Source organism: Thalassotalea sp. G2M2-11 (genome assembly GCF_017168195.1).
In the GTDB taxonomy this organism is placed as follows: domain Bacteria; phylum Pseudomonadota; class Gammaproteobacteria; order Enterobacterales; family Alteromonadaceae; genus Thalassotalea_E.
The window spans coordinates 65,080-84,445 of sequence record NZ_JADNYL010000006.1; the positions used below are offsets into that span (position 1 = coordinate 65,080).

General features: G+C 40.3%; 16 protein-coding genes. 11 read left to right on the forward strand and 5 right to left on the reverse strand.

The genetic code is table 11. The features are described 5' to 3' along the window. Nucleotides 1-15: 15 nt before the first annotated feature. From IV514_RS16890 to hslU, 3 genes are all read left to right on the forward strand, one after another. Complete coding sequence (locus tag IV514_RS16890; protein ID WP_206486493.1) at nucleotides 16-570, forward strand: SPOR domain-containing protein; 555 nt, start codon at nucleotides 16-18, stop codon at nucleotides 568-570. Between the two features lie 98 nt (nucleotides 571-668). After that, complete coding sequence (gene hslV / locus IV514_RS16895; protein ID WP_206486494.1) at nucleotides 669-1,187, forward strand: ATP-dependent protease subunit HslV; 519 nt, start codon at nucleotides 669-671, stop codon at nucleotides 1,185-1,187. 21 nt (nucleotides 1,188-1,208) lie between these two features. Then, complete coding sequence (gene hslU, locus IV514_RS16900; RefSeq protein WP_206486495.1) at nucleotides 1,209-2,537, forward strand: ATP-dependent protease ATPase subunit HslU; 1,329 nt, start codon at nucleotides 1,209-1,211, stop codon at nucleotides 2,535-2,537. 50 nt (nucleotides 2,538-2,587) lie between these two features. On the opposite strand, the gene IV514_RS16905 is transcribed toward hslU, so the two are convergent. The 3 genes from IV514_RS16905 to IV514_RS16915 form a co-directional block, all read right to left on the reverse strand. Next, nucleotides 2,588-3,316 (reverse strand): transporter substrate-binding domain-containing protein, encoded by a 729-nt coding sequence (locus IV514_RS16905; RefSeq protein ID WP_206486496.1) that lies wholly within the window; start codon nucleotides 3,314-3,316, stop codon nucleotides 2,588-2,590. A 150-nt stretch (nucleotides 3,317-3,466) separates the two neighbouring features. Continuing rightward, on the reverse strand, nucleotides 3,467-5,326 hold the full coding sequence (locus IV514_RS16910) for a methyl-accepting chemotaxis protein (protein ID WP_206486497.1): 1,860 nt from the start codon (nucleotides 5,324-5,326) through the stop codon (nucleotides 3,467-3,469). A 72-nt stretch (nucleotides 5,327-5,398) separates the two neighbouring features. Then, complete coding sequence (locus IV514_RS16915; protein WP_206486498.1) at nucleotides 5,399-7,399, reverse strand: GGDEF and EAL domain-containing protein; 2,001 nt, start codon at nucleotides 7,397-7,399, stop codon at nucleotides 5,399-5,401. Nucleotides 7,400-7,560: 161 nt separating this feature from the next. Here IV514_RS16915 and rraA point away from each other — a divergent pair, with 161 nt between their 5' ends. Further along, nucleotides 7,561-8,046, forward strand: a complete 486-nt coding sequence (rraA, locus tag IV514_RS16920; RefSeq protein ID WP_206486499.1) for a ribonuclease E activity regulator RraA — start codon at nucleotides 7,561-7,563, stop codon at nucleotides 8,044-8,046. Here the strand turns inward: rraA and IV514_RS16925 are convergent. Both IV514_RS16925 and hutI read right to left on the reverse strand, forming a co-directional pair. Further along, on the reverse strand, nucleotides 8,043-10,124 hold the full coding sequence (locus tag IV514_RS16925) for a GGDEF domain-containing phosphodiesterase (RefSeq protein WP_206486500.1): 2,082 nt from the start codon (nucleotides 10,122-10,124) through the stop codon (nucleotides 8,043-8,045). The two genes, rraA and IV514_RS16925, sit on opposite strands and share 4 nt — an antisense overlap. Nucleotides 10,125-10,231: 107 nt before the next feature. Further along, on the reverse strand, nucleotides 10,232-11,467 hold the full coding sequence (gene hutI / locus IV514_RS16930) for an imidazolonepropionase (protein ID WP_206486501.1): 1,236 nt from the start codon (nucleotides 11,465-11,467) through the stop codon (nucleotides 10,232-10,234). Between the two features lie 158 nt (nucleotides 11,468-11,625). Between hutI and hutC the strand changes: the two genes are divergently transcribed. From hutC to IV514_RS16965, 7 genes are all read left to right on the forward strand, one after another. After that, nucleotides 11,626-12,336, forward strand: a complete 711-nt coding sequence (hutC, locus tag IV514_RS16935; RefSeq protein WP_206486502.1) for a histidine utilization repressor — start codon at nucleotides 11,626-11,628, stop codon at nucleotides 12,334-12,336. A 10-nt stretch (nucleotides 12,337-12,346) separates the two neighbouring features. Continuing rightward, nucleotides 12,347-13,870: a histidine ammonia-lyase gene (hutH, locus tag IV514_RS16940; protein ID WP_206486503.1), complete on the forward strand. Its 1,524-nt coding sequence runs from the start codon at nucleotides 12,347-12,349 to the stop codon at nucleotides 13,868-13,870. A gap of 14 nt (nucleotides 13,871-13,884) precedes the next feature. Continuing rightward, entirely contained in the window at nucleotides 13,885-15,897 is a 2,013-nt protein-coding gene (locus tag IV514_RS16945) for a urocanate hydratase (RefSeq protein WP_206486528.1), read from the forward strand. Nucleotides 15,898-16,109: 212 nt separating this feature from the next. Continuing rightward, the gene (locus IV514_RS16950) at nucleotides 16,110-16,823 is read left to right on the forward strand and encodes a helix-turn-helix transcriptional regulator (RefSeq protein ID WP_206486504.1); all 714 of its coding nucleotides are present in this window, start codon (nucleotides 16,110-16,112) and stop codon (nucleotides 16,821-16,823) included. A gap of 162 nt (nucleotides 16,824-16,985) precedes the next feature. Then, a complete protein-coding gene (locus IV514_RS16955; RefSeq protein ID WP_206486505.1) occupies nucleotides 16,986-17,438 on the forward strand; it encodes an NfeD family protein in 453 nt (150 codons plus the stop codon). A gap of 48 nt (nucleotides 17,439-17,486) precedes the next feature. Beyond that, a complete protein-coding gene (locus IV514_RS16960; RefSeq protein ID WP_206486506.1) occupies nucleotides 17,487-18,407 on the forward strand; it encodes a stomatin-like protein in 921 nt (306 codons plus the stop codon). Beyond that, nucleotides 18,404-19,348, forward strand: coding sequence for a stomatin-like protein (locus tag IV514_RS16965; RefSeq protein ID WP_206486507.1), 945 nt, complete (start codon nucleotides 18,404-18,406; stop codon nucleotides 19,346-19,348). Before IV514_RS16960 ends, IV514_RS16965 begins: the two co-directional genes overlap by 4 nt. Nucleotides 19,349-19,366 lie beyond the last annotated feature (18 nt).

The following is a 19,366-nucleotide window of genomic DNA, read 5'->3' on the forward strand; positions in this document are numbered from 1 at the left end:
GATATAAAAGCATCCATGACTCATCAAGATTATGTTTCCCGCGCTAGTGCTTCTAAAAAAAAGCGCAATCCATATAAAAAGCAAGCACCCGCACCATCAGGGCTTTCCATCAAGGTAAAGTTGATCTCACTGTTGATGATAATTGCTATCGCCGGCTTTGGTTATTTATTATGGAGCATTAAAGACATAGAACCAGAGAATACACCAACTACCCCCGCTAGTACGCCGATAAAAAAAGCCAGTGAGTTACCTAAACCACCTGAAGAAAAATGGCAATACATGGAAGAGCTTAAGTCAAAAGAAGTTGACGAAGGGGAATACCAAGTACAAGAAAAAGGCCCGTATAAAATGCAATGCGGATCATTTCGCACCCAAAAACAAGCTGAAGTCATGAAAGCGACGATTGCTTTTACCGGATTAAGTTCTCAAATCAGTTCAGCCAACGGCTCAAGTGGCACTTGGTATAAAGTGTATTTGGGGCCCTATGAACGTAAACGTGCCGCAGAAAAAGACAAACATAAACTAAAAAGCAATGGCATAACCACCTGTCAAATTTGGTTATGGAATTAATTCCAATCAATTCCTTGAAAAACTCTCAAACATACCCAATTTAATCTACATTGATCCTTGCTGGCGTCATGCGCCAGCAACTTAAGTAGAGGTTAATTGTGACTACGATTGTATCCGTTAGACGTAATGGCAAAGTGGCCATTGGTGGCGATGGCCAAGTATCCCTTGGTAACACCGTAATGAAAGGCAACGCAAAAAAAGTGCGCCGTTTATATAATGATAAAGTACTGGCTGGCTTTGCTGGCGGTACCGCTGATGCGTTCACACTTTTTGAACGTTTTGAAAGTAAGCTTGAAATGCATCAAGGTCATTTAACTAAAGCTGCGGTAGAATTAGCCAAAGACTGGCGCAGTGATCGTGCCTTAAGAAAGCTTGAAGCCCTTTTAGCAGTGGCGGATGAAACGGCATCATTAATCATCACGGGTAATGGTGACGTAGTGCAACCTGAAAATGACTTAATTGCCATTGGTAGTGGTGGTAACTTTGCTCAATCTGCAGCAACCGCTTTATTAGAAAATACCGAGTTATCTGCTCGTGAAATTGTTGAAAAATCATTAAAAATTGCTGGCGATATTTGTGTGTTTACCAACCACTCGCAAACCATCGACGAACTTTAAGTCAGCACCAAGGAATTTATCATGTCGAATATGACCCCTCGTGAAATTGTTCATGAATTAGATAGCCACATTGTTGGCCAAGCCGATGCTAAACGTGCCGTTGCAATTGCACTTCGTAATCGCTGGCGTCGTATGCAGTTAAATGACGAGTTACGTAGTGAAGTAACCCCAAAGAATATCTTAATGATCGGCCCTACGGGTGTCGGTAAAACCGAGATTGCTCGCCGTTTAGCTAAGCTTGCTAATGCCCCTTTTATCAAAGTTGAAGCCACTAAATTTACCGAAGTGGGTTATGTCGGTAAGGAAGTAGAAACCATTATCCGTGATTTAACCGATATGGCATTTAAGCTCACTAAAGAGCAAGAGATGGCACGGGTAAAACACCTAGCAGAAGAAGCAGCTGAAGAGCGCATTCTTGATGTGTTATTGCCAAACCCTCGTGACACTTTTGGCAATGAAGAGCAAACAGATAACAGCAGTACTCGCCAGGTATTTCGCAAAAAGCTGCGCGAAGGCAAGCTTGATGATAAAGAAATTGAATTAGATTTGGCTGCTCCTCAGGTAGGAGTAGAAATCATGGCGCCTCCGGGTATGGAAGACATGACTTCTCAATTGCAGAATATGTTCCAAAGCATGTCGAGCGAAAAGACCAATAAACGTAAATTGAAAATAAAAGACGCATTTAAAGCACTGCAAGAAGAAGAGGCAGCTAAAATCGTCAATCAAGAAGACATCAAAACGAAAGCCTTAGAGGCCGTTGAACAAAATGGCATTGTCTTTGTTGATGAAATAGACAAAATTTGTAAGCGCGGCGATAGCTCTGGTCCTGATGTTTCGCGTGAAGGTGTACAACGCGATTTACTACCATTAGTAGAAGGCTCAACCGTTAGCACCAAGCATGGCATGGTAAAAACAGATCATATTTTGTTTATCGCATCAGGGGCCTTCCAAATGGCCAAACCGTCAGATTTGATCCCTGAGTTACAAGGCCGCCTACCTATTCGTGTTGAATTACAAGCACTTACCACTGAAGATTTTATTCGCATTTTAACCGAGCCAAATGCTTCACTGACCGAGCAATACATCGCCTTAATGGCTACAGAAGGTGTGGATATTTCATTTAGTGAAGATGGCATTGAAGCTATTGCTAAAGCTGCTTGGCAAGTGAACGAGACTACTGAAAATATTGGCGCTCGTCGTTTACATACCATGATGGAAAGGTTAACAGAAGAAATCTCATTTACCGCCAATGATAGAAGCGGTGAATCAATTGTGATTGATCGCACGTACGTTGAGAAAACCCTCAATAACGTAATACAAGACGAAGATTTAAGTCGCTTTATCCTCTAGATTTTCTTCATGGTACTAAAAGGTGCAGTAGAATCTGCACCTTTTTCTAATTATTGATATTTCTGGCGCAACGCCTGAAGATAATTTTGCTCAACTAGCGTCACCAAATTCGCTTCCATCTTTGCTTGTAAATGTAATAGGTTAGATTTTTTTGAAAAAGCAAAGAAGCCAACATCTTGCTGATAGACACGATAATTCGTTTTCACAATTTGCCCTCTTTCATCATGTTTTGATAATAAATAGTCCATTACATCCTCTTCACCGATCATCACATCTATGCGATTAGCCTTAAGCATATTGATTAATTGAATATCGTAAGTCAGCTTTTTTTTCTTTAATCCTTGGTAGCGATCAAACTTTGGAAAATAATTCACATTTCTACGCACACCGATCGTTAAAGGTAATAAGTCATTGAACTGATTAATCGTGAAATCTGATGCTCGATTGATATAAAAAGTGTGATAATTACCATGAATATAAGGCTGCGCAAAATAGTTAAGGTAGTTCTCTCGCTCAGTTGAGTAAAACACATTAGTCACTAAATCAATTTCACCTTGCCTTAGAAGATGTAAACAACGCACCCAAGGACAATGAGAGTATTTAACCGTTAGGTTCTGCATTTGTGCTAGCTTTTCAACTAACTCCATATCAATACCTGTGGCTTTTTCTCCTGCAATAATTGTCCATGGTTCAAAACTTGACACCGCCACGACTAATTCGGTTTTTGCGTCACTATATAATGAGAAAAACAACAAGCTAATTAACGCAAATGTTTTCATTTACTGCTCTCTTCTCAACCTGATCAAGCCTCTTATAAAGGATTGGAAATATTGATGCATACACATTTCAGCATAACCTTAGTATAGCCCAATAAAAAAACCAGCTTAAAGATAAGCTGGTTTTGTCTATTAGATAGCATACTTTACCGGCTACACAGAAAATTGATTAACCTCTCGATTTAACACATCAGCTTGTTGTGATAGCTCTTCACCCATTTGTGCATTTTGATTGGCTGTTTTACCAGAGTTTTCCGCGACATCACGGATCAACACCACATGTTCATTAACTTCACTTGCCACCGCACTTTGTTGTTGGATGGCTGTGGCAATAGCAGTATTCATATCCATAATAGTCGAGACATCTTGCGTGATTTCTTCAAGCATTTGTCCAGCAGTGCTGGCCTGATCGGCACTTTCTTGTCCCTGAGCCCGACACTCAGCCATATGTGAAACTATCTCTTTGGTTCGATTCTGTAATGAATTAATAATACTTTCAATTTCCTGGGTAGAATCTTGAGTGCGACTTGCTAGCGTTCTTACTTCATCGGCTACCACAGCAAAACCACGGCCTTGTTCTCCTGCACGAGCAGCCTCAATGGCAGCATTCAGTGCTAACAAATTAGTCTGCTCAGCAATACCACGGATAACATCTAACACAGAGCCAATCGTATCACTATCTTTCGCCAAATCGTGAACCACACTTTCCGACGCTAATAAGGTGTTTGATAACTCATCAATCTTCGCAATTGTGGTATCAACGCCTATTTTCCCTTGTTCTGAATTATCATGAGTGGATTCTGCTTTATCTGCCGCCTCTTGGGTGTTTTTAGCAATTTCATCAACCGTCGCTACCATTTCAGTCACCGCGGTTGCCACCATATCAGTTTCCTGAATTTGTGATTGCACCCCTTCATTAGCGGAATGAATATTTTCTGATAAGTTACGTGTAGCAGTATTAACCGTGTCAACTGATTGATTAACTTGTATAATTAAGTTTCTAAAACTTGCTAACATGGTATTAAACACTTTTGCCATCTCAGCTAATTCATCTTTCCCATCGGTAGAGACTTCAATTGCTAAATTTTTAGTTTCAGCCACATTATTCATGGCATCTTTTAATTTATTGATCGCCATTAAAATACTACGGGCAATCAAGGTTGCTGCCCCACTTGCAATCACAAGCACCACGACAAATACCACAATTGAAACACTTTTTACGAACAACACACGATCATCGGTAATTTTTTTACTAACGTTGACCAATTTCGCCAAAATAGTATCTACTTGATGAACAGTATTACGCATCTTTCCTTGTAAACCTTCACTAGCAGAAAACCCCATAATACGTTGTTGCTCAACTAAGTTGATAAAAGCAGACTCATACGCACTGATACTAGTGACCACTTGATTAATAAGCTCGTCTGATAATTCGCTGGATTTTACATCTTCACTAAAATTTGCAGCATTGTCTTGCCAACGTTGCAGGTACTTTTCATCTAGGCGTAACATAAAATCTTTTTCATTACGTCGTAACTGCAGCATATCAGCTAATAAACGATAATCACTGCCTTCTAATAAAGATTCCACCTGATGCACCGCGCTTCGTAACTCTCCGTAAAGTCCATCTTTGGAATTAAGACCAATAATAATTTGTGCATCAACAACGTCTTTAAAGTGGTTATCATAGTCACGCGTTATTTTACGTAAATTACTAATATCAGTCTGTACCTGACTTTCATCAGCAAAGACTTGTTCGAGGTGATTAATATCAGATTGCAATACTTTATATTGTTTGGAAAACTTGTCAGCGTATTTAGTGTCTTTGCGAGCTAAGAAGTCTTTTTCACTACGTCTTAACTGCAACACTGAACTTTCAATATCACCAATTGTTCTAGCCATTTGCACATCATCATTAAGCGATGACACGGCATAGGTAATAAGACCTAGCATACCTAACATTGATACAATCAACACTAATGTATTCGCAATAAGCTTGTGCTTAATTAACATATAATACCTCTACTAATAACGTAACTACTTGAAGTATAGTTGCTAAATTTGAAAAGTCTTTAGTTAGAAAAATTATTTCCGACTTAAATAACGAGTAAACTTTTCTTCTGTCAAAGGAGGGTTAATAAAGTAACCTTGAACAGCATCACAACCAAGCTTACGAAGCAAATCAAGTTGACCTAAGCTTTCAACGCCTTCTGCCAACACCCGTTTACCCAAGCCATGTGATAAACTAATCATCGACTTAACAATGGTTAAGTCTGAATCATTTGTAGCAAATTCAGTAATAAAACTGCGATCAATTTTTATGGTGTCAATTGGTAGTTTTCTTAAATAGGCTAAAGAAGAGTAGCCCGTGCCAAAATCATCAATGGAGACTTTTATTCCCATATTCTGTAACACGACTATAGTGTCCATGGCACTATTTATCTCTGTCATCACAACATTTTCAGTGATTTCTAGCTCAAGGTAGCGCGGAGGAATGTCATATTTGAGCAACAATGCTTGAATTTTAGTAATTAACTTAGGATCTTGAAATTCTACTGCACTTAAATTTACCGCGATTGCCACTCGCCGCTTATATTTTTGATACCAACGCGCATTGGTTTTACAGGTCAGTTCTAAGACGTAATTATCAATATCCCCACTTAAGCCAAGCGCTTCAACTTCATCTAAAAACTCTGCGGGAGCCAGTATGCCTTTCTCTGGGTGTTGCCAGCGAATTAGAGCTTCCACCCCTTCAATACGATTAGTGACAATATTTAACTGGGGTTGAAAATATAAAATAAATTCCTGCTCTGCCAATGCTCGCCGGATCTCTTTTTCAACTTCTACCAGCTTACGTCCTTGAGATTGCATACCTGCAACATATTTAACACTGGCAATATTATTACTCTCTGCTTGGAAAAGCGCTAAGTTGGCTTGTTGGAGTAATTCTTCGGCATCGTTGCTATCAACAGGGGCCAAGCAATACCCCACGCTAGCTTGCAAGTGTACTTCTTGTCCATTGATAAAACAGGGGCGCGATATTAATCCATGTAAGTGCTTCGCGACTTTTTCTTGCTGGTTATCATCGCTAACTTCAACAGCGAATATAAATGAATCTCCACTTAACCGACCAACTACCTTAGGTAATAATATGCTGTCTGACAGGCGATTGGCGACCTCACCTAAAATCATATCGCCTGTTTTTAAACCAAAAGTATCATTAATAAATTTAAAGCGTTTAAGATCAATCAAAAACACTGCTAACTTACAATGATTGTTAACCGCATCAATGAGCGCTGTTGGTAAACTCTCAATCACTTGCTCGCGATTTAATGCTCCGGTGAGTTGGTCATGTTTACCTAAATAACTAGCTCGACTGATGGCTTTTTCTGCCACGTTTCGCTCTGCCCCTTGCATCCACAGCAACATCACATAACCCAAAATGGCATTTGCGCCAAAGTCAAAGCTCACTAAGATAGTTAATAACTGTTGAAACCAATCAGATGTTAAGAAAATTACCGAGGCAAAGGACGATAAAATATAGCGAAATGACAAAATAGCGCTATAAATCATCAATATTCTTGCTGAAAAATGCCGCGTTTTATGTTCAAACAACATAAAGCTGATCATCAAAAATGCACCAGCAAAAATAAAATCAGCAAAACTTTCTCTTAAATAAAAGCGATTGAAAACATCTTGCTGATCAAAAGAAAACGTAACAGAACAAACCAAGCCAAGTAACATTGCCGCCAGAACTAACCAACGTATGGTTTGCTCAGTGAGTTGATTTTTTGCCCGAGTCAGATAACAACCGATACAAAATAGCAAAATAAATAAGTATTGGCCTACTTGTATCACGCTCGTTAAGGCAATTTGCACCGAGGAAGTATCTTCAAACTGAACAAGAAAATGTTGGCACGCTAAACACGCATAACTAATACTAAGGGAGAGTAAACTGTACATCCAATATTTAACATATTGACGGCCAAAACCTTGGTAAAACGAATACACTAAAAAAGCGAGCAAACTATAAACAATGGTTTCGAAGGTATATAAAAAACCTAAGGCAAACATATTCCCCATCATTCGCTATCATGTACTCTCAACGCTTTAGCCTTGCCCCATTAAATAAGGTTTCTAACACTATTACAAGTACAATATCACGGCAAATCGCTTGTACCCTCGCATAGGCTAGGTATACTAAGCATCATATTAATTTTTGTTTTTCTATCATTAAGGAACGAGTCATGGAATACAATACATCAGAATTGTGTAATATTTACGCTGATCTCATCGATGTCGTCGAGCCTATTTTCTGTAACTATGGCGGTAGGAGTTCATTTGGTGGAAAAGTTGTAACGGTCAAATGTTTTGAAAACAATGGATTGATCACGCAATTGGTTGAATCTGACGGCGAAGGGAAAGTGCTGGTCATCGATGGTGGCGGCTCAACTCGCAGAGCACTGATCGACGGTTACATCGCCGAAGCCGCGGCAAAAAATGGCTGGGAAGGTATTATTTGCTATGGCAGCGTCAGAGACGTTGATGCATTAGAAGATATTGACATTGGCATTCAAGGGCTCGTTTCAATCCCCGTAGGGGCATCGGATCACGATCATGGTGAAAGTGATCTTGCCGTTAACTTTGCTGGGGTGTCTTTCTTACCCGATGATCATATTTACGCAGATAACACAGGCATTATTTTATCCCCAGATCCACTCGATATTGATTAAGCTTGATTTTTTCTGGCTTGCGAAGCGGCGAGCCAATTTTCAACCTTATCTAAGGTGATCCCCGATTGAATAGCATTACCTTGGGCAAAATTCCCCCCCATCAACAGGTATGATTTTTCAATTTCTTGATTATTCACTCCAGTGCCTATCAATGGAATTTGCATTTTTCTGATCAGATTAATTAACGCATTGACGATCGTTTTTTCAGATTTCGCTTCTTGTGATTGCTGTAATCTTGAGCATTCCACTTTCACTTGCTGCACGGACGCTTTACGCAAATAACGTAAGCCTTCATAACTACCAGAAAAATCATCGATGGCAATATTTACCCCGAGTACGCGCAATTGATCGATCATCATACGCGCTCTAAATGGTGAGCCTAATAATACTTGCTCTGTTAATTCAATGGTGAGGTACTGCGCTTTAATATTGGTACGTTCTACCTGATGTTCGATAAAGTCTGCTAATTCAGGCTCTAGCAACTCCTTGCTCGATAAGTTAATTGCAACTTTTTCTGTGATATCGAGAGAATGCATAATGACTAGTAAATCAAATGCTTGCTTCACCATCTGTTTAGTGATCTGATAAATTTCACCACTGTATTCAGCAATTTGGTCAAATTCATGTTGCGTCAGTTTATTACCTTCATTGCACTGCCAGTCAATTTCAAGCTCAAAACCAATAAACTGCCGATCACTTAGAGATACTTGAGGATTAGCCAACCAGACCAAGCGCTCATTACTGACATCTTGTTTTAATTTCTCCATTTTTGCTAACTGTTGCTCAGTATACAAACGAGACTTTTGATCAAAATGACATATCTGCTGCAAGGTATTCTCGGCTTCGAGTAATGCATCACTTGCTTGCGCAATTAGGTTTTCACCACTTTGACTTTCTTGGTTTAGTAACGAGATACCAAAAGCCAATTGGAAGTTGAGTGAAAAACTCTTAAAGCTGATCGCTTGTGGTACAGCGTTATTGAGTTGCTGACAAATATCTTCCACCACGAGTTTATTATCATGTTCTGACAAACTGGTATCAACTACCACCATAAAATCAAGCCCCTGGAGACGACATAACTTAACGGCTTCACGGGTATCAGAAAAGTCTATCAGCAGAGCATTATCACTCATACTTTTTTGCAAGCTATAAGCTAACTGTAACAATAAAATATCTGAATTTTGATGGCCAAGCACTTGATTTACTTGCTCAAAATTTAATGGTTTAAAGACAATAGCAACATAACGGCCACTAGCTTGTAACTTGAGTATTTGATTAAGGTGGCTTAATCCTTGATGATAAGTAGGTAAATTGGTAATGGGATCATAAACTTTCTCGGCATCTTTAAATGGCTCCGCGTCACTATTGACCACTTGGGTGATGTGCTCAAATCTATTCACCAATGTTTGCACCGAAGACCAGCAACCGGCAGTCATTTGTCCTAAATAACTCAGCACAGTTAAACTAACAAACCAGACTAAATCAAGCTGAGCATTAAGCCAAAAATAAAGAGTTACGCCATAACCTGCAGTGATGCCCCATGTTGACAAGGTACGTATTAAAGAATTATCTCGCACCGAAAGTTGCACATAAGTCGCAATTGCAATACTGACAATAAGAAAACCTAACCAAACTTTATAAGCATCAAGCTCTCTAAAGGCGATGGCAGAGCCAAGCATCAAAATAGACATAGCGACTACTAGCCAATTATATTTAAATGCCTTTATCTTTTGTCCTTGCTGCTCGATCACCCATAAGCTAGCAAAGGCAATATAAGTCGTCGCTGCGAACAATAACCCTAAGGTTTGCCACTGTTGCAAATACACCAAGGCATAGAATTGCCCAATCACTGATAAGGTCATCAAAGCTGGAAAACGCCAAGAGATATTCATTATTGGCTTTAAAAAGGCAAGGATGAGTAAAACAGGCAAACATAACCCTAAGACAAAGGCGATGTTAAACTCAACAAAATTATAATTGGGGGATGGATTATCGACCGTTATCGCCATCACAGAATGTGACAGCACCAAAATTAGACTAAAGAATATACTCGTCATTAAATTAACAATACGTTTCATATCGGCCCTCTCACTACAACAATAGGCATCGCCTAACTAACGTGATCTCTATAGTATAGACACTTTATCCTAATGTTATAGCAATTACATTAATGATTTCGCGCTAATTAAATTGCCTGATTCCCTAATTTATACAATGCTGTTAACGGATTCACGCCAAATTGATACGATAATTCAGCAGGTTGTGTTATATCCCACATGGCAATATCAGCATCAAAACCTATAGCGAGTTTTCCTTTTGTTGTATCTTCAGCTAATGCTTTAGCAGCAAAGCAAGTTACGCCGGCTAATGCTTCGACTGGCGTTAATTTAAATAACGTACACGCCATGTTTAACATTAATTGAATATTATTGATCGGTGAAGAGCCTGGGTTAGCATCAGTCGCTATTGCTATAGGTACTTGTTGTTGACGCAGTTCATTAATAGGCGGTAATTGTGTTTCACGTAAAAAATAAAATGCTCCTGGCAATAACACCGCAACCATACCGGCTTGTTTCATTGCCGTAACCCCTTTGCTATCAAGGAATTCGATATGATCAGACGATAATGCTTGATAGCTTGCCGCCAGTTCAGTGCCTCCAAGGTTTGATAACTGTTCAGCATGCACTTTTACTGGCAAACCATGCTGTTTCGCCGCCGAAAAAACTCGTTCGGTTTGTTCAATATTAAAGCCGATACCTTCACAAAACACATCCACTGCATCCGCTAAGCTCTGTTCGGCAATTAGTGGCAACATCTCATCACAAACTACATCGATATACTCATCCGGACGATCGTTGAACTCAATAGGTAAGGCATGTGCACCTAAAAAGGTACGTTTAACGGTCACAGGCACAGCATTAGCCAGCTTCCCCGCCACCTTGAGCATTTTGATTTCATTTTCGGTATCAAGCCCGTAGCCAGATTTTATTTCAACCGTGGTTACCCCTTGTTGATGCAGAACCTGTAAACGAGGGAGTGCGCTGTCATACAATGATTGTTCGCTAGCATGTCGCGTCGCATTCACCGTTGCCACGATCCCACCACCCGCTTGGGCAATTTCTTGATAACTTTTGCCTTCAAGTCGCATTTCAAACTCATTGGCCCGGTTGCCGCCATAAACTAAATGAGTATGACAATCAATCAAACCGGGGGTTAGCCACTGGCCATTTCCCTCAACCACTTGCACTTGTTGCTCATCATATTCAGGTAAATCGACCATAGCTCCCAGCCAAGCAATTTTACCATCCGCGACTGCCAGTGCTGCCTGTTCAATGATGCCATAGCTATTGGCACCATCGGTCATGGTCGCTAAGTTAACGTTAATAAATAATGTATGCCAATTGGCTGCAGAAACCGTCATTGTTTATCCAAGGTAATTTGAAGGTGAAGCGTTCATTAACGCGATCATAGCCGAACTCTACAACAAGCGAATAGAATACTCAAGCTTGTATATACAACTATTGACATCCACTTAGCTTGTGCTAAATTGTATATACAACCAATAGTAATGCATTAACCATGAGTCAAACCAAAGCAAAATTTACCGTGATCAAAGAGCATATCTGCCAAATGATCGAAACGGGACAATGGCAACAAAATGCTAAAGTGCCTTCTGAAAATGAACTTGCAGAGCAATTTACCGTTAGCCGTATGACTGCACGTCGTGCGTTACAAGAATTAACCGAACAAGGCTTGCTAGTACGCTCTCAAGGTGCCGGCACTTTTGTTGCAACCTTTAAATCACAATCATCATTACTTGAAATTCGTAATATTGCTGATGAAATCCATGAACGCGGTCATCAACATCAAGCAGAGCAGTTAACGCTAAAACCTGTGCCCGTCACCGACGAAATTGCTATTTTACTCGGCGTAGAAAATAGTGACAGTGTTTTTTATTCTGAAGTACTGCATTTTGAAAATAATGAACCCATCCAATTAGAGCAACGCTTTGTCAATAGTCAGTTAGTGCCTAATTACTTACAACAAAACTTTGCACAAATTACCCCTCATGAGTATTTGTCGAATGAAGCCCCATTAACAGAGGCCACTCATGAAATAGAAGCTGTGTTAGCCAAGCATCACATTTGTCAATTACTGGCAATCGATGACAGCACCCCCTGTTTACAAGTTAAGCGCCGTACCTGGTCAAGCCAAGGTGTCGTGAGCTTAGCAATATTAACGGCACCCGGAAATAAATACCGTTTAGGTAGCCATTTAGTTTTAAATTAGGAGCGTTAAGATGACGTTTAAATATGGTATCGACCGTTTAACACTTGACACAGTCAATGATATTGCCAACGGAACGATTAAAGCAGAACTATGCCAAGAAGCGATCGATAAAATTAATACAAGCCGTCAAAGAGTTGAGAAAATGGCGGCGTCAAAGCAAGCGGTTTACGGCATCAACACAGGTTTTGGTCCGTTATGTGACACACAAATCACACCAGAAGAAACTAACTTGCTACAAAAGAACCTACTGATCACCCATGCGGTTGGTGTCGGTGAGCCAATTGCTAAAGCCATTTCTAAATTAATGTTGATCACTAAAGTACATGCTTTAAGCCAAGGTTATTCAGGCATTCGTCTAGAAACAGTACAAAGAATGTTAACTTTTATTGAGCGTGATCTTATTCCTGTAGTACCAGAGCAAGGCTCTGTTGGCGCATCAGGTGATTTAGCTCCCCTATCACATTTATTCTTACCTCTGCTCGGTGAAGGTGAATTTTGGCAGGGTGATAAACCGGTGCCAGCAGCACAAATATTAGGTGAGCACGGTCTAGCTCCAATGGATTTGCAAGCTAAAGAAGGTTTAGCCCTTATTAACGGTACGCAATTTATCTTATCGCACGCAATTACTGGACTAACAAAAATGCGTTATTTGTTGGACTTAGCAGATTTAGCTGGTGCAATGAGTATCGAAGGTATGCAAGGCAGTGAGTCACCATTTCGAGAAGAGCTACACGCTACCCGCCCGTTTGTGGGCAATATAGAAGTAGCAGCGCGCATGCGAAGCTTTTTTAAAGATTCAAAAAATATGGCATCACATACTAATTGTGACCGCGTACAAGACCCATACTCTTTACGTTGTATTCCGCAGGTACATGGTGCATCGCGTAACGCTTACAACCACTTAAAAGAATTAGCAGAAACTGAGATGAATTCTGTTACTGATAACCCAATAGTGATCAGTGATGAAGAAGCAATTTCTGGTGGTAGTTTTCATGGTCAGCCATTAGCTATGGTGCTTGATTATGCCTCAATTGCTGTAGCTGAATTGGGTAATATTGCCGACCGCCGTTGTTATCTACTGTTAGAAGGTTTACACGGATTACCTCGCTTATTAACCACGTCGGGCGGTTTAAACTCTGGCATGATGATCCCACAATATGCCACTGCCGCGTTGGTTACAGAAAACAAGTCCCTGTGTTTCCCACCATCGGCAGACAGTGTACCAACATCTATGGGACAAGAAGATCACGTTTCCATGGGCAGTATTTCAAGTCGAAAGTTCAATCAGATCTTAGGCAACTTAGAGAAAATAATAGCAATAGAACTCATGTATGCGGCGCAAGCGATAGATTTTAGACGTCCGAATAAATGTTCAGATATTATCGAAGAGAACTTTGCAATAATCCGAGCAAAAGTCGACAAACTTGAACAAGATAGACTATTAAAGCCTGATATTGATGCCATGATTGCCATGGTCAAAACGCAAGCCTTTAACGTCAATGTTAATGTTAATGTTAATACCGTGGTCAATTAAGGGGAGTTTTTATGATGGATACAACGATGAGCTTTCAACAACAAGTTAAACAAGGTATTCCAAGCGAGTTGCCACCAGCAAAACCTTATCCCGCTGACGCTAATCGTGCGCCAAAGCGTAAAGATATTCTGTCTGTTGAGGAAAAGCAGCTTGCTGTCAGAAACGCCTTGCGTTACTTCCCTAAAGAATGGCACCAAGAATTAGCCACAGAATTTGCTCAAGAACTCAGCGACTTTGGCCGTATTTATATGTACCGCTTTAAACCAAGCTACGAAATGAAAGCCAGATCAGTAAGTGACTACCCGGCAAAATGTCAGCAAGCAGCTGCCATCATGTTAATGGTAGATAACAACTTAGATCCAGCCGTTGCACAGCATCCAGAAGAGCTTATTACCTACGGTGGTAACGGTGCTGTGTTCCAGAACTGGGCGCAATACTTGTTAGCCATGAAGTACTTAAGTGAAATGGAAAGTGACCAAACTTTACATATTTATTCAGGCCATCCGATGGGATTATTCCCTTCAAGTGAAGATGCACCTCGGGTCGTAGTCACTAACGGCATGATGATCCCCAATTACTCAAAACCAGATGATTGGGAAAAGTTTAACGCCCTTGGTGTTACTCAATATGGTCAAATGACAGCGGGTTCATTTATGTACATAGGGCCACAAGGCATAGTACATGGTACAACCATTACTGTGATGAATGCTTTTCGTAAAGTCTTAAACAAGGGTGAAACACCAGAAGGTAAAATCTTCCTAACCGCAGGTTTAGGTGGTATGAGTGGCGCTCAGCCAAAAGCGGGCAATATTGCTAACTGTATTACCGTATGTGCTGAGGTTAACCCAAAAGCAGCCACTAAACGTCACGCACAAGGTTGGGTGGATGAGTTAATTGATAATATGGATGAGCTAATCGCTCGTGTTAAAGCTGCACAAGCAAACGAAGAAGTGGTTTCTATTGCTTATATTGGCAATATCGTTGATGTTTGGGAAACTTTCTACAGCGAAGAAATTTTTGTTCACTTAGGCTCAGATCAAACGTCGCTGCACAACCCATGGTCAGGTGGTTATTACCCCGTTGATATTAGTTACGAAGAATCTAATCGTTTAATAAGAGAAGAGCCCGAGCTATTCAAACAGAAAGTACAAGCGACATTAAAGCGCCATGCGGATGCGGTGAATAAGCATACAGCGCGTGGTACCTACTTTTTTGATTATGGTAATGCCTTTCTGTTAGAAGCATCGCGCGCAGGCGGTGATGTTATGGCTGAAAATGGCATTGATTTTAAATACCCATCTTATGTGCAAGATATCTTAGGTCCTATGTGCTTTGACTATGGTTTTGGACCATTTCGTTGGGTCTGTGCATCAGGTAAAGCAGAAGATTTAGACAAAACCGATGCCATTGCTGCACAAGTGTTGAATAAAATCATGGCTGAATCACCGGAAGAAATTCAGCAGCAAATGCAGGATAATATCACTTGGATCAAAGACGCCAAGCAAAACAAGCTAGTGGTTGGTTCTCAGGCGCGTATTCTTTATGCTGATGCCCAAGGACGTATGGAAATAGCCAAAGCGTTTAACGATGCAATAAACGCCGGCGAAATTGGCCCTGTGGTATTAGGTCGCGATCATCATGATGTCTCAGGTACCGATTCACCGTTTAGAGAAACCTCTAATATCTACGACGGTAGCCGCTTTACCGCAGACATGGCTATTCACAATGTCATTGGTGACAGCTTTCGTGGTGCGACTTGGGTGTCAATCCACAACGGCGGTGGTGTTGGCTGGGGTGAAGTCATTAACGGTGGTTTTGGTATGCTGCTAGATGGCTCAAATGCCGCAGAGCGTCGCTTAAAATCAATGTTATTGTTTGATGTAAACAATGGTATTGCACGTCGTAGTTGGGCACGTAACGAAGAAGCTAATTTTGCTATAAAACGCGAAATGGCACGCACACCTAAGTTAAAAGTAACTTTAGCAAACACTGTTAATGAAGATATTTTAACTCACCTATCTTGGTAAAGCCTTGAAAATATCTTTTCATTCAACGCGATATTAACTGCTTAAATCAAAAGCCAGCCTTAGCTGGCTTTTTTGATAACTACTCGCGAAGTCAATAGAACTATGCTCTGGCGTAATTATGTCGCTATAATGACGTAATAAAATTATCGCTTGTTTTCTTTTTTCTGGTCATATTCGGTCAGGAAATACAGATAACTTTTTAGGGGTATCACTTGTCAGAATCTAGTAGCACTCTATCACCCGAACGGATTAAACAACTTCGACTTGATAACGGTTGGTCACAAGAATTGTTAGCTAAAGCCGCTGGCTTAAGTTTACGCACAATTCAACGGGCTGAAAAAGATGGTAATTGCTCCGCTGAAACGCAATTAGCACTGGCAGCAGCCTTTGATACTTCACCAAAAGAGTTATTTGCCATTTCAACTAACCCTGATGTTAATTGGAAAAGGAAAAATATCATGCAAAGTTTTTTAGCGTTATTAGTCGTTTGTGGTGCAATTTTAATGTTGGTTTTACTTGGCGGAGATCTAGGCATGTTCGCCGATTTTTACGGTGTACTATTTTTAATATTATTTACTTATTCGTCCACAGTAATCGCTTTTGGCTCTCATGGCTTAATTAAGTCAATCTACGGATTAAGTTACATCTTCGCGAATGATATTAACCACTCTCCTGCGAGTGAATTCCTTTCACTCATACTAAAAAGGCAGGTAATTTTTATTTATGGCGCAGCATTTATCGCTTTCTTAATTGGCACTATTGCGATTTTTTCTAGTGAAGAAGCAATAAGCACACATAGTGTTTTCTACCCAGCTTTTGCCGTGAACTTACTGATTGTTTTATATGCGGCAATTATTGCAGAAGGCGTCTTGCGCCCTCTTTCCACTAAGTTAGCGCATCGGGCGTTAGCAACAAAGTTTGAGTAATCACCTTTTTAGTTGATGTTAAAATACCTTATTGACATATTATGTCACTACTGATAACTTCATTATTACAGCAATGAAACATAATATTTACTTTGTGCTATGCTAATGCATAGATAAAATACTTGTTTAATTTTCATGCTGCTGAGCAACAAGGAGTTATCAGTGGAATATATATTGTATTATGAAACTTGGATTGTATTAGCTCTCCTGTTTTCATGTCTGGAAATAGTGATCCCTGGCGGTATTCTGCTCAATTTAGGGATAGCATCTTTATTGGTTGCCATTGGTGTACAACAGCAATTACTAGATACATGGGCGATGACACTCACCGCTTGGTTTATCTGTGCTTCCATCTTACTTTTTGTACTGTATTTTTTTACCGAAAAGTTCTTTAAAGGCGAGCAAACCATAGAAAATGTCTATGAAGAGTTAGACATCTACGGTAAGGAAGTCATTGTCACTGAAGCGATTGGTCCTGGTACCAATGCAGGACGTGTCAGCTACCAAGGCACAACCTGGTCAGCCCTGAGTGATGGTCGCAAACTCGATAAAGGGACTCATGCCATGATTGTCTGTAAAGATAATATTTCTTTGGTGGTTGAACCACTAAAATAATCACTTAGCTCATTTAAATAACAAAATAATAATCTCTAGGAGCATACTATGTTAGCCATTATCACGTTTGTGTTTTTGGCACTACTTTTCATTGTCATGAAATTAGTGCTAATTGTCCCAATGAAAGAAGTGTGTGTTATTGAACGCTTAGGTAAATTTCGTGCCGTTATGCAACCAGGTCTACACTTTCTGATCCCTTTTTTCGATCGTGTCGCTTACCGGCATGAAACCCGAGAGCAAGTACTCGATATTCCCTCACAAAGCTGTATTTCCCGCGATAACATTCAAATTGATGTCGATGGCTTGGTTTACATACAAGTGATGGATGGCGCAAAGGCCAGTTATGGTATCGAAGATTATCGCCGTGCGAGCGTAAATTTAGCGCAAACCACAATGCGTAGTGAAATTGGCAAGCTCAATTTAAGTGAGACATTTTCTGAACGTGATACATTAAATGAGATCATCGTACGTGAAATTGATAAAGCTTCTGATCCATGGGGGATCAAAGTATTAAGATACGAAGTACGAAATATCACCCCGTCAGCAAATGTCATCCACACCTTAGAAAAACAAATGGAAGCTGAACGACAAAAACGTGCTGAAATCACCTTGGCACAAGCAGAAAAGGAATCAACGATTAATTTATCTGAAGGTGAGCGCCAAGAAGCAATCAATTTATCTGAAGGGGATAAACAGCGACAAATTAATGAAGCCCACGGACGCGCTCAAGAAATTGATATTCTAACTAAAGCAACAGCCGAAGGGATCAATCTTATTGCCAAAGCGGCAGCTGAGCCAAGTGGTGACAAAGCAATAAAAATGCGCTTATTAGAGCAGTTTATCCAACAAACAGGGGATATATTAAAAACGGCAGATGTCTCAGTAGTACCAAGTGAACTTGCCAAAATGGAAGGCTTTTTTGAAGGTATCGATAAAGTCACCCAAACAGTACAAGGAGCTAAATCATGATCCCGAGCAATGTGAGTAATATCGACATAATTGTATTAGCAATTTGGGCTGCCATTTTTCTTTATTTAGCCTTTAAGTTTATTCAAGCAATCTGCTTAGTACCAACCAAATCTGCTTACGTCGTTGAACGTTTAGGGAAATATCGATGTACCTTAGAAGCCGGATTTCACGTACTATTGCCCTTCTTTGACCGTGTTGCTTTCATTCAAGACCTCAAAGAAGAAACCATTGATGTTCCGCCCCAAGAGTGCTTCTCTAAAGACGAAGTAAATGTTGAAGTTGATGGCGTTATTTACATTCAAGTAGTGGATTCGCTTAAAGCAAGTTATGGTATTACCGATTATCGTTTTGCCGCAATGCAATTGGCGCAAACTACCACACGCTCTGTGATTGGCACACTTGATTTAGATCGCACCTTTGAAGAGCGCGATATTATAAGTGCTAAAGTGGTGGAAGTATTAGACAAAGCCGGTGAAACCTGGGGCATTCGCGTCCATCGTTATGAAATCAAAAACCTAACGCCACCGTTAACCGTGAAAAATGCTATGGAATTACAAGTCAATGCCGAGCGAGAAAAGCGAGCAATCTTAGCAAAAAGCTTAGGTGATAAAGCCAGTCGCATTAACCGCTCTGAAGGGCAAATGCGAGAAATGATCAATATTTCAGAAGGTGAAAAACAGCGTAGGATCAATTCTGCCGAAGGACGAGCAGAGGAAATTATTGCCATAGCAACAGCAACCAGTAACGCTATCAGTAAAGTCGCCCAAGCGATAGAGCAACCAGGAGGTAACCAAGCCATTCATATGCAGCTCAATCAGCAATATTTAGATAAAATGGCAGGGCTAAGCCAACAAAGCCGAAAAATTATCTTACCCGCCAATTTATTGGATTTTGATGCCTGGTTAGCCACGCTTGGCACCGAAATTTCCTCATCAAACTAACCTTATACCAATACTACC

Excerpts from the sequence above, each read along its gene's own strand:
- IV514_RS16890 (WP_206486493.1), top strand. The coding sequence starts at position 16 with ATGACTCATCAAGATTATGTTTCCCGCGCTAGTGCTTCTAAAAAAAAG.
- hslU (WP_206486495.1), top strand. The coding sequence starts at position 1,209 with ATGTCGAATATGACCCCTCGTGAAATTGTTCATGAATTAGATAGCCAC.
- IV514_RS16905 (WP_206486496.1), bottom strand. The coding sequence starts at position 3,316 with ATGAAAACATTTGCGTTAATTAGCTTGTTGTTTTTCTCATTATATAGT.
- IV514_RS16910 (WP_206486497.1), bottom strand. The coding sequence starts at position 5,326 with ATGTTAATTAAGCACAAGCTTATTGCGAATACATTAGTGTTGATTGTA.
- IV514_RS16915 (WP_206486498.1), bottom strand. The coding sequence starts at position 7,399 with ATGATGGGGAATATGTTTGCCTTAGGTTTTTTATATACCTTCGAAACC.
- rraA (WP_206486499.1), top strand. The coding sequence starts at position 7,561 with ATGGAATACAATACATCAGAATTGTGTAATATTTACGCTGATCTCATC.
- IV514_RS16925 (WP_206486500.1), bottom strand. The coding sequence starts at position 10,124 with ATGAAACGTATTGTTAATTTAATGACGAGTATATTCTTTAGTCTAATT.
- hutI (WP_206486501.1), bottom strand. The coding sequence starts at position 11,467 with ATGACGGTTTCTGCAGCCAATTGGCATACATTATTTATTAACGTTAAC.
- hutC (WP_206486502.1), top strand. The coding sequence starts at position 11,626 with ATGAGTCAAACCAAAGCAAAATTTACCGTGATCAAAGAGCATATCTGC.
- hutH (WP_206486503.1), top strand. The coding sequence starts at position 12,347 with ATGACGTTTAAATATGGTATCGACCGTTTAACACTTGACACAGTCAAT.
- IV514_RS16945 (WP_206486528.1), top strand. The coding sequence starts at position 13,885 with ATGGATACAACGATGAGCTTTCAACAACAAGTTAAACAAGGTATTCCA.
- IV514_RS16960 (WP_206486506.1), top strand. The coding sequence starts at position 17,487 with ATGTTAGCCATTATCACGTTTGTGTTTTTGGCACTACTTTTCATTGTC.
- IV514_RS16965 (WP_206486507.1), top strand. The coding sequence starts at position 18,404 with ATGATCCCGAGCAATGTGAGTAATATCGACATAATTGTATTAGCAATT.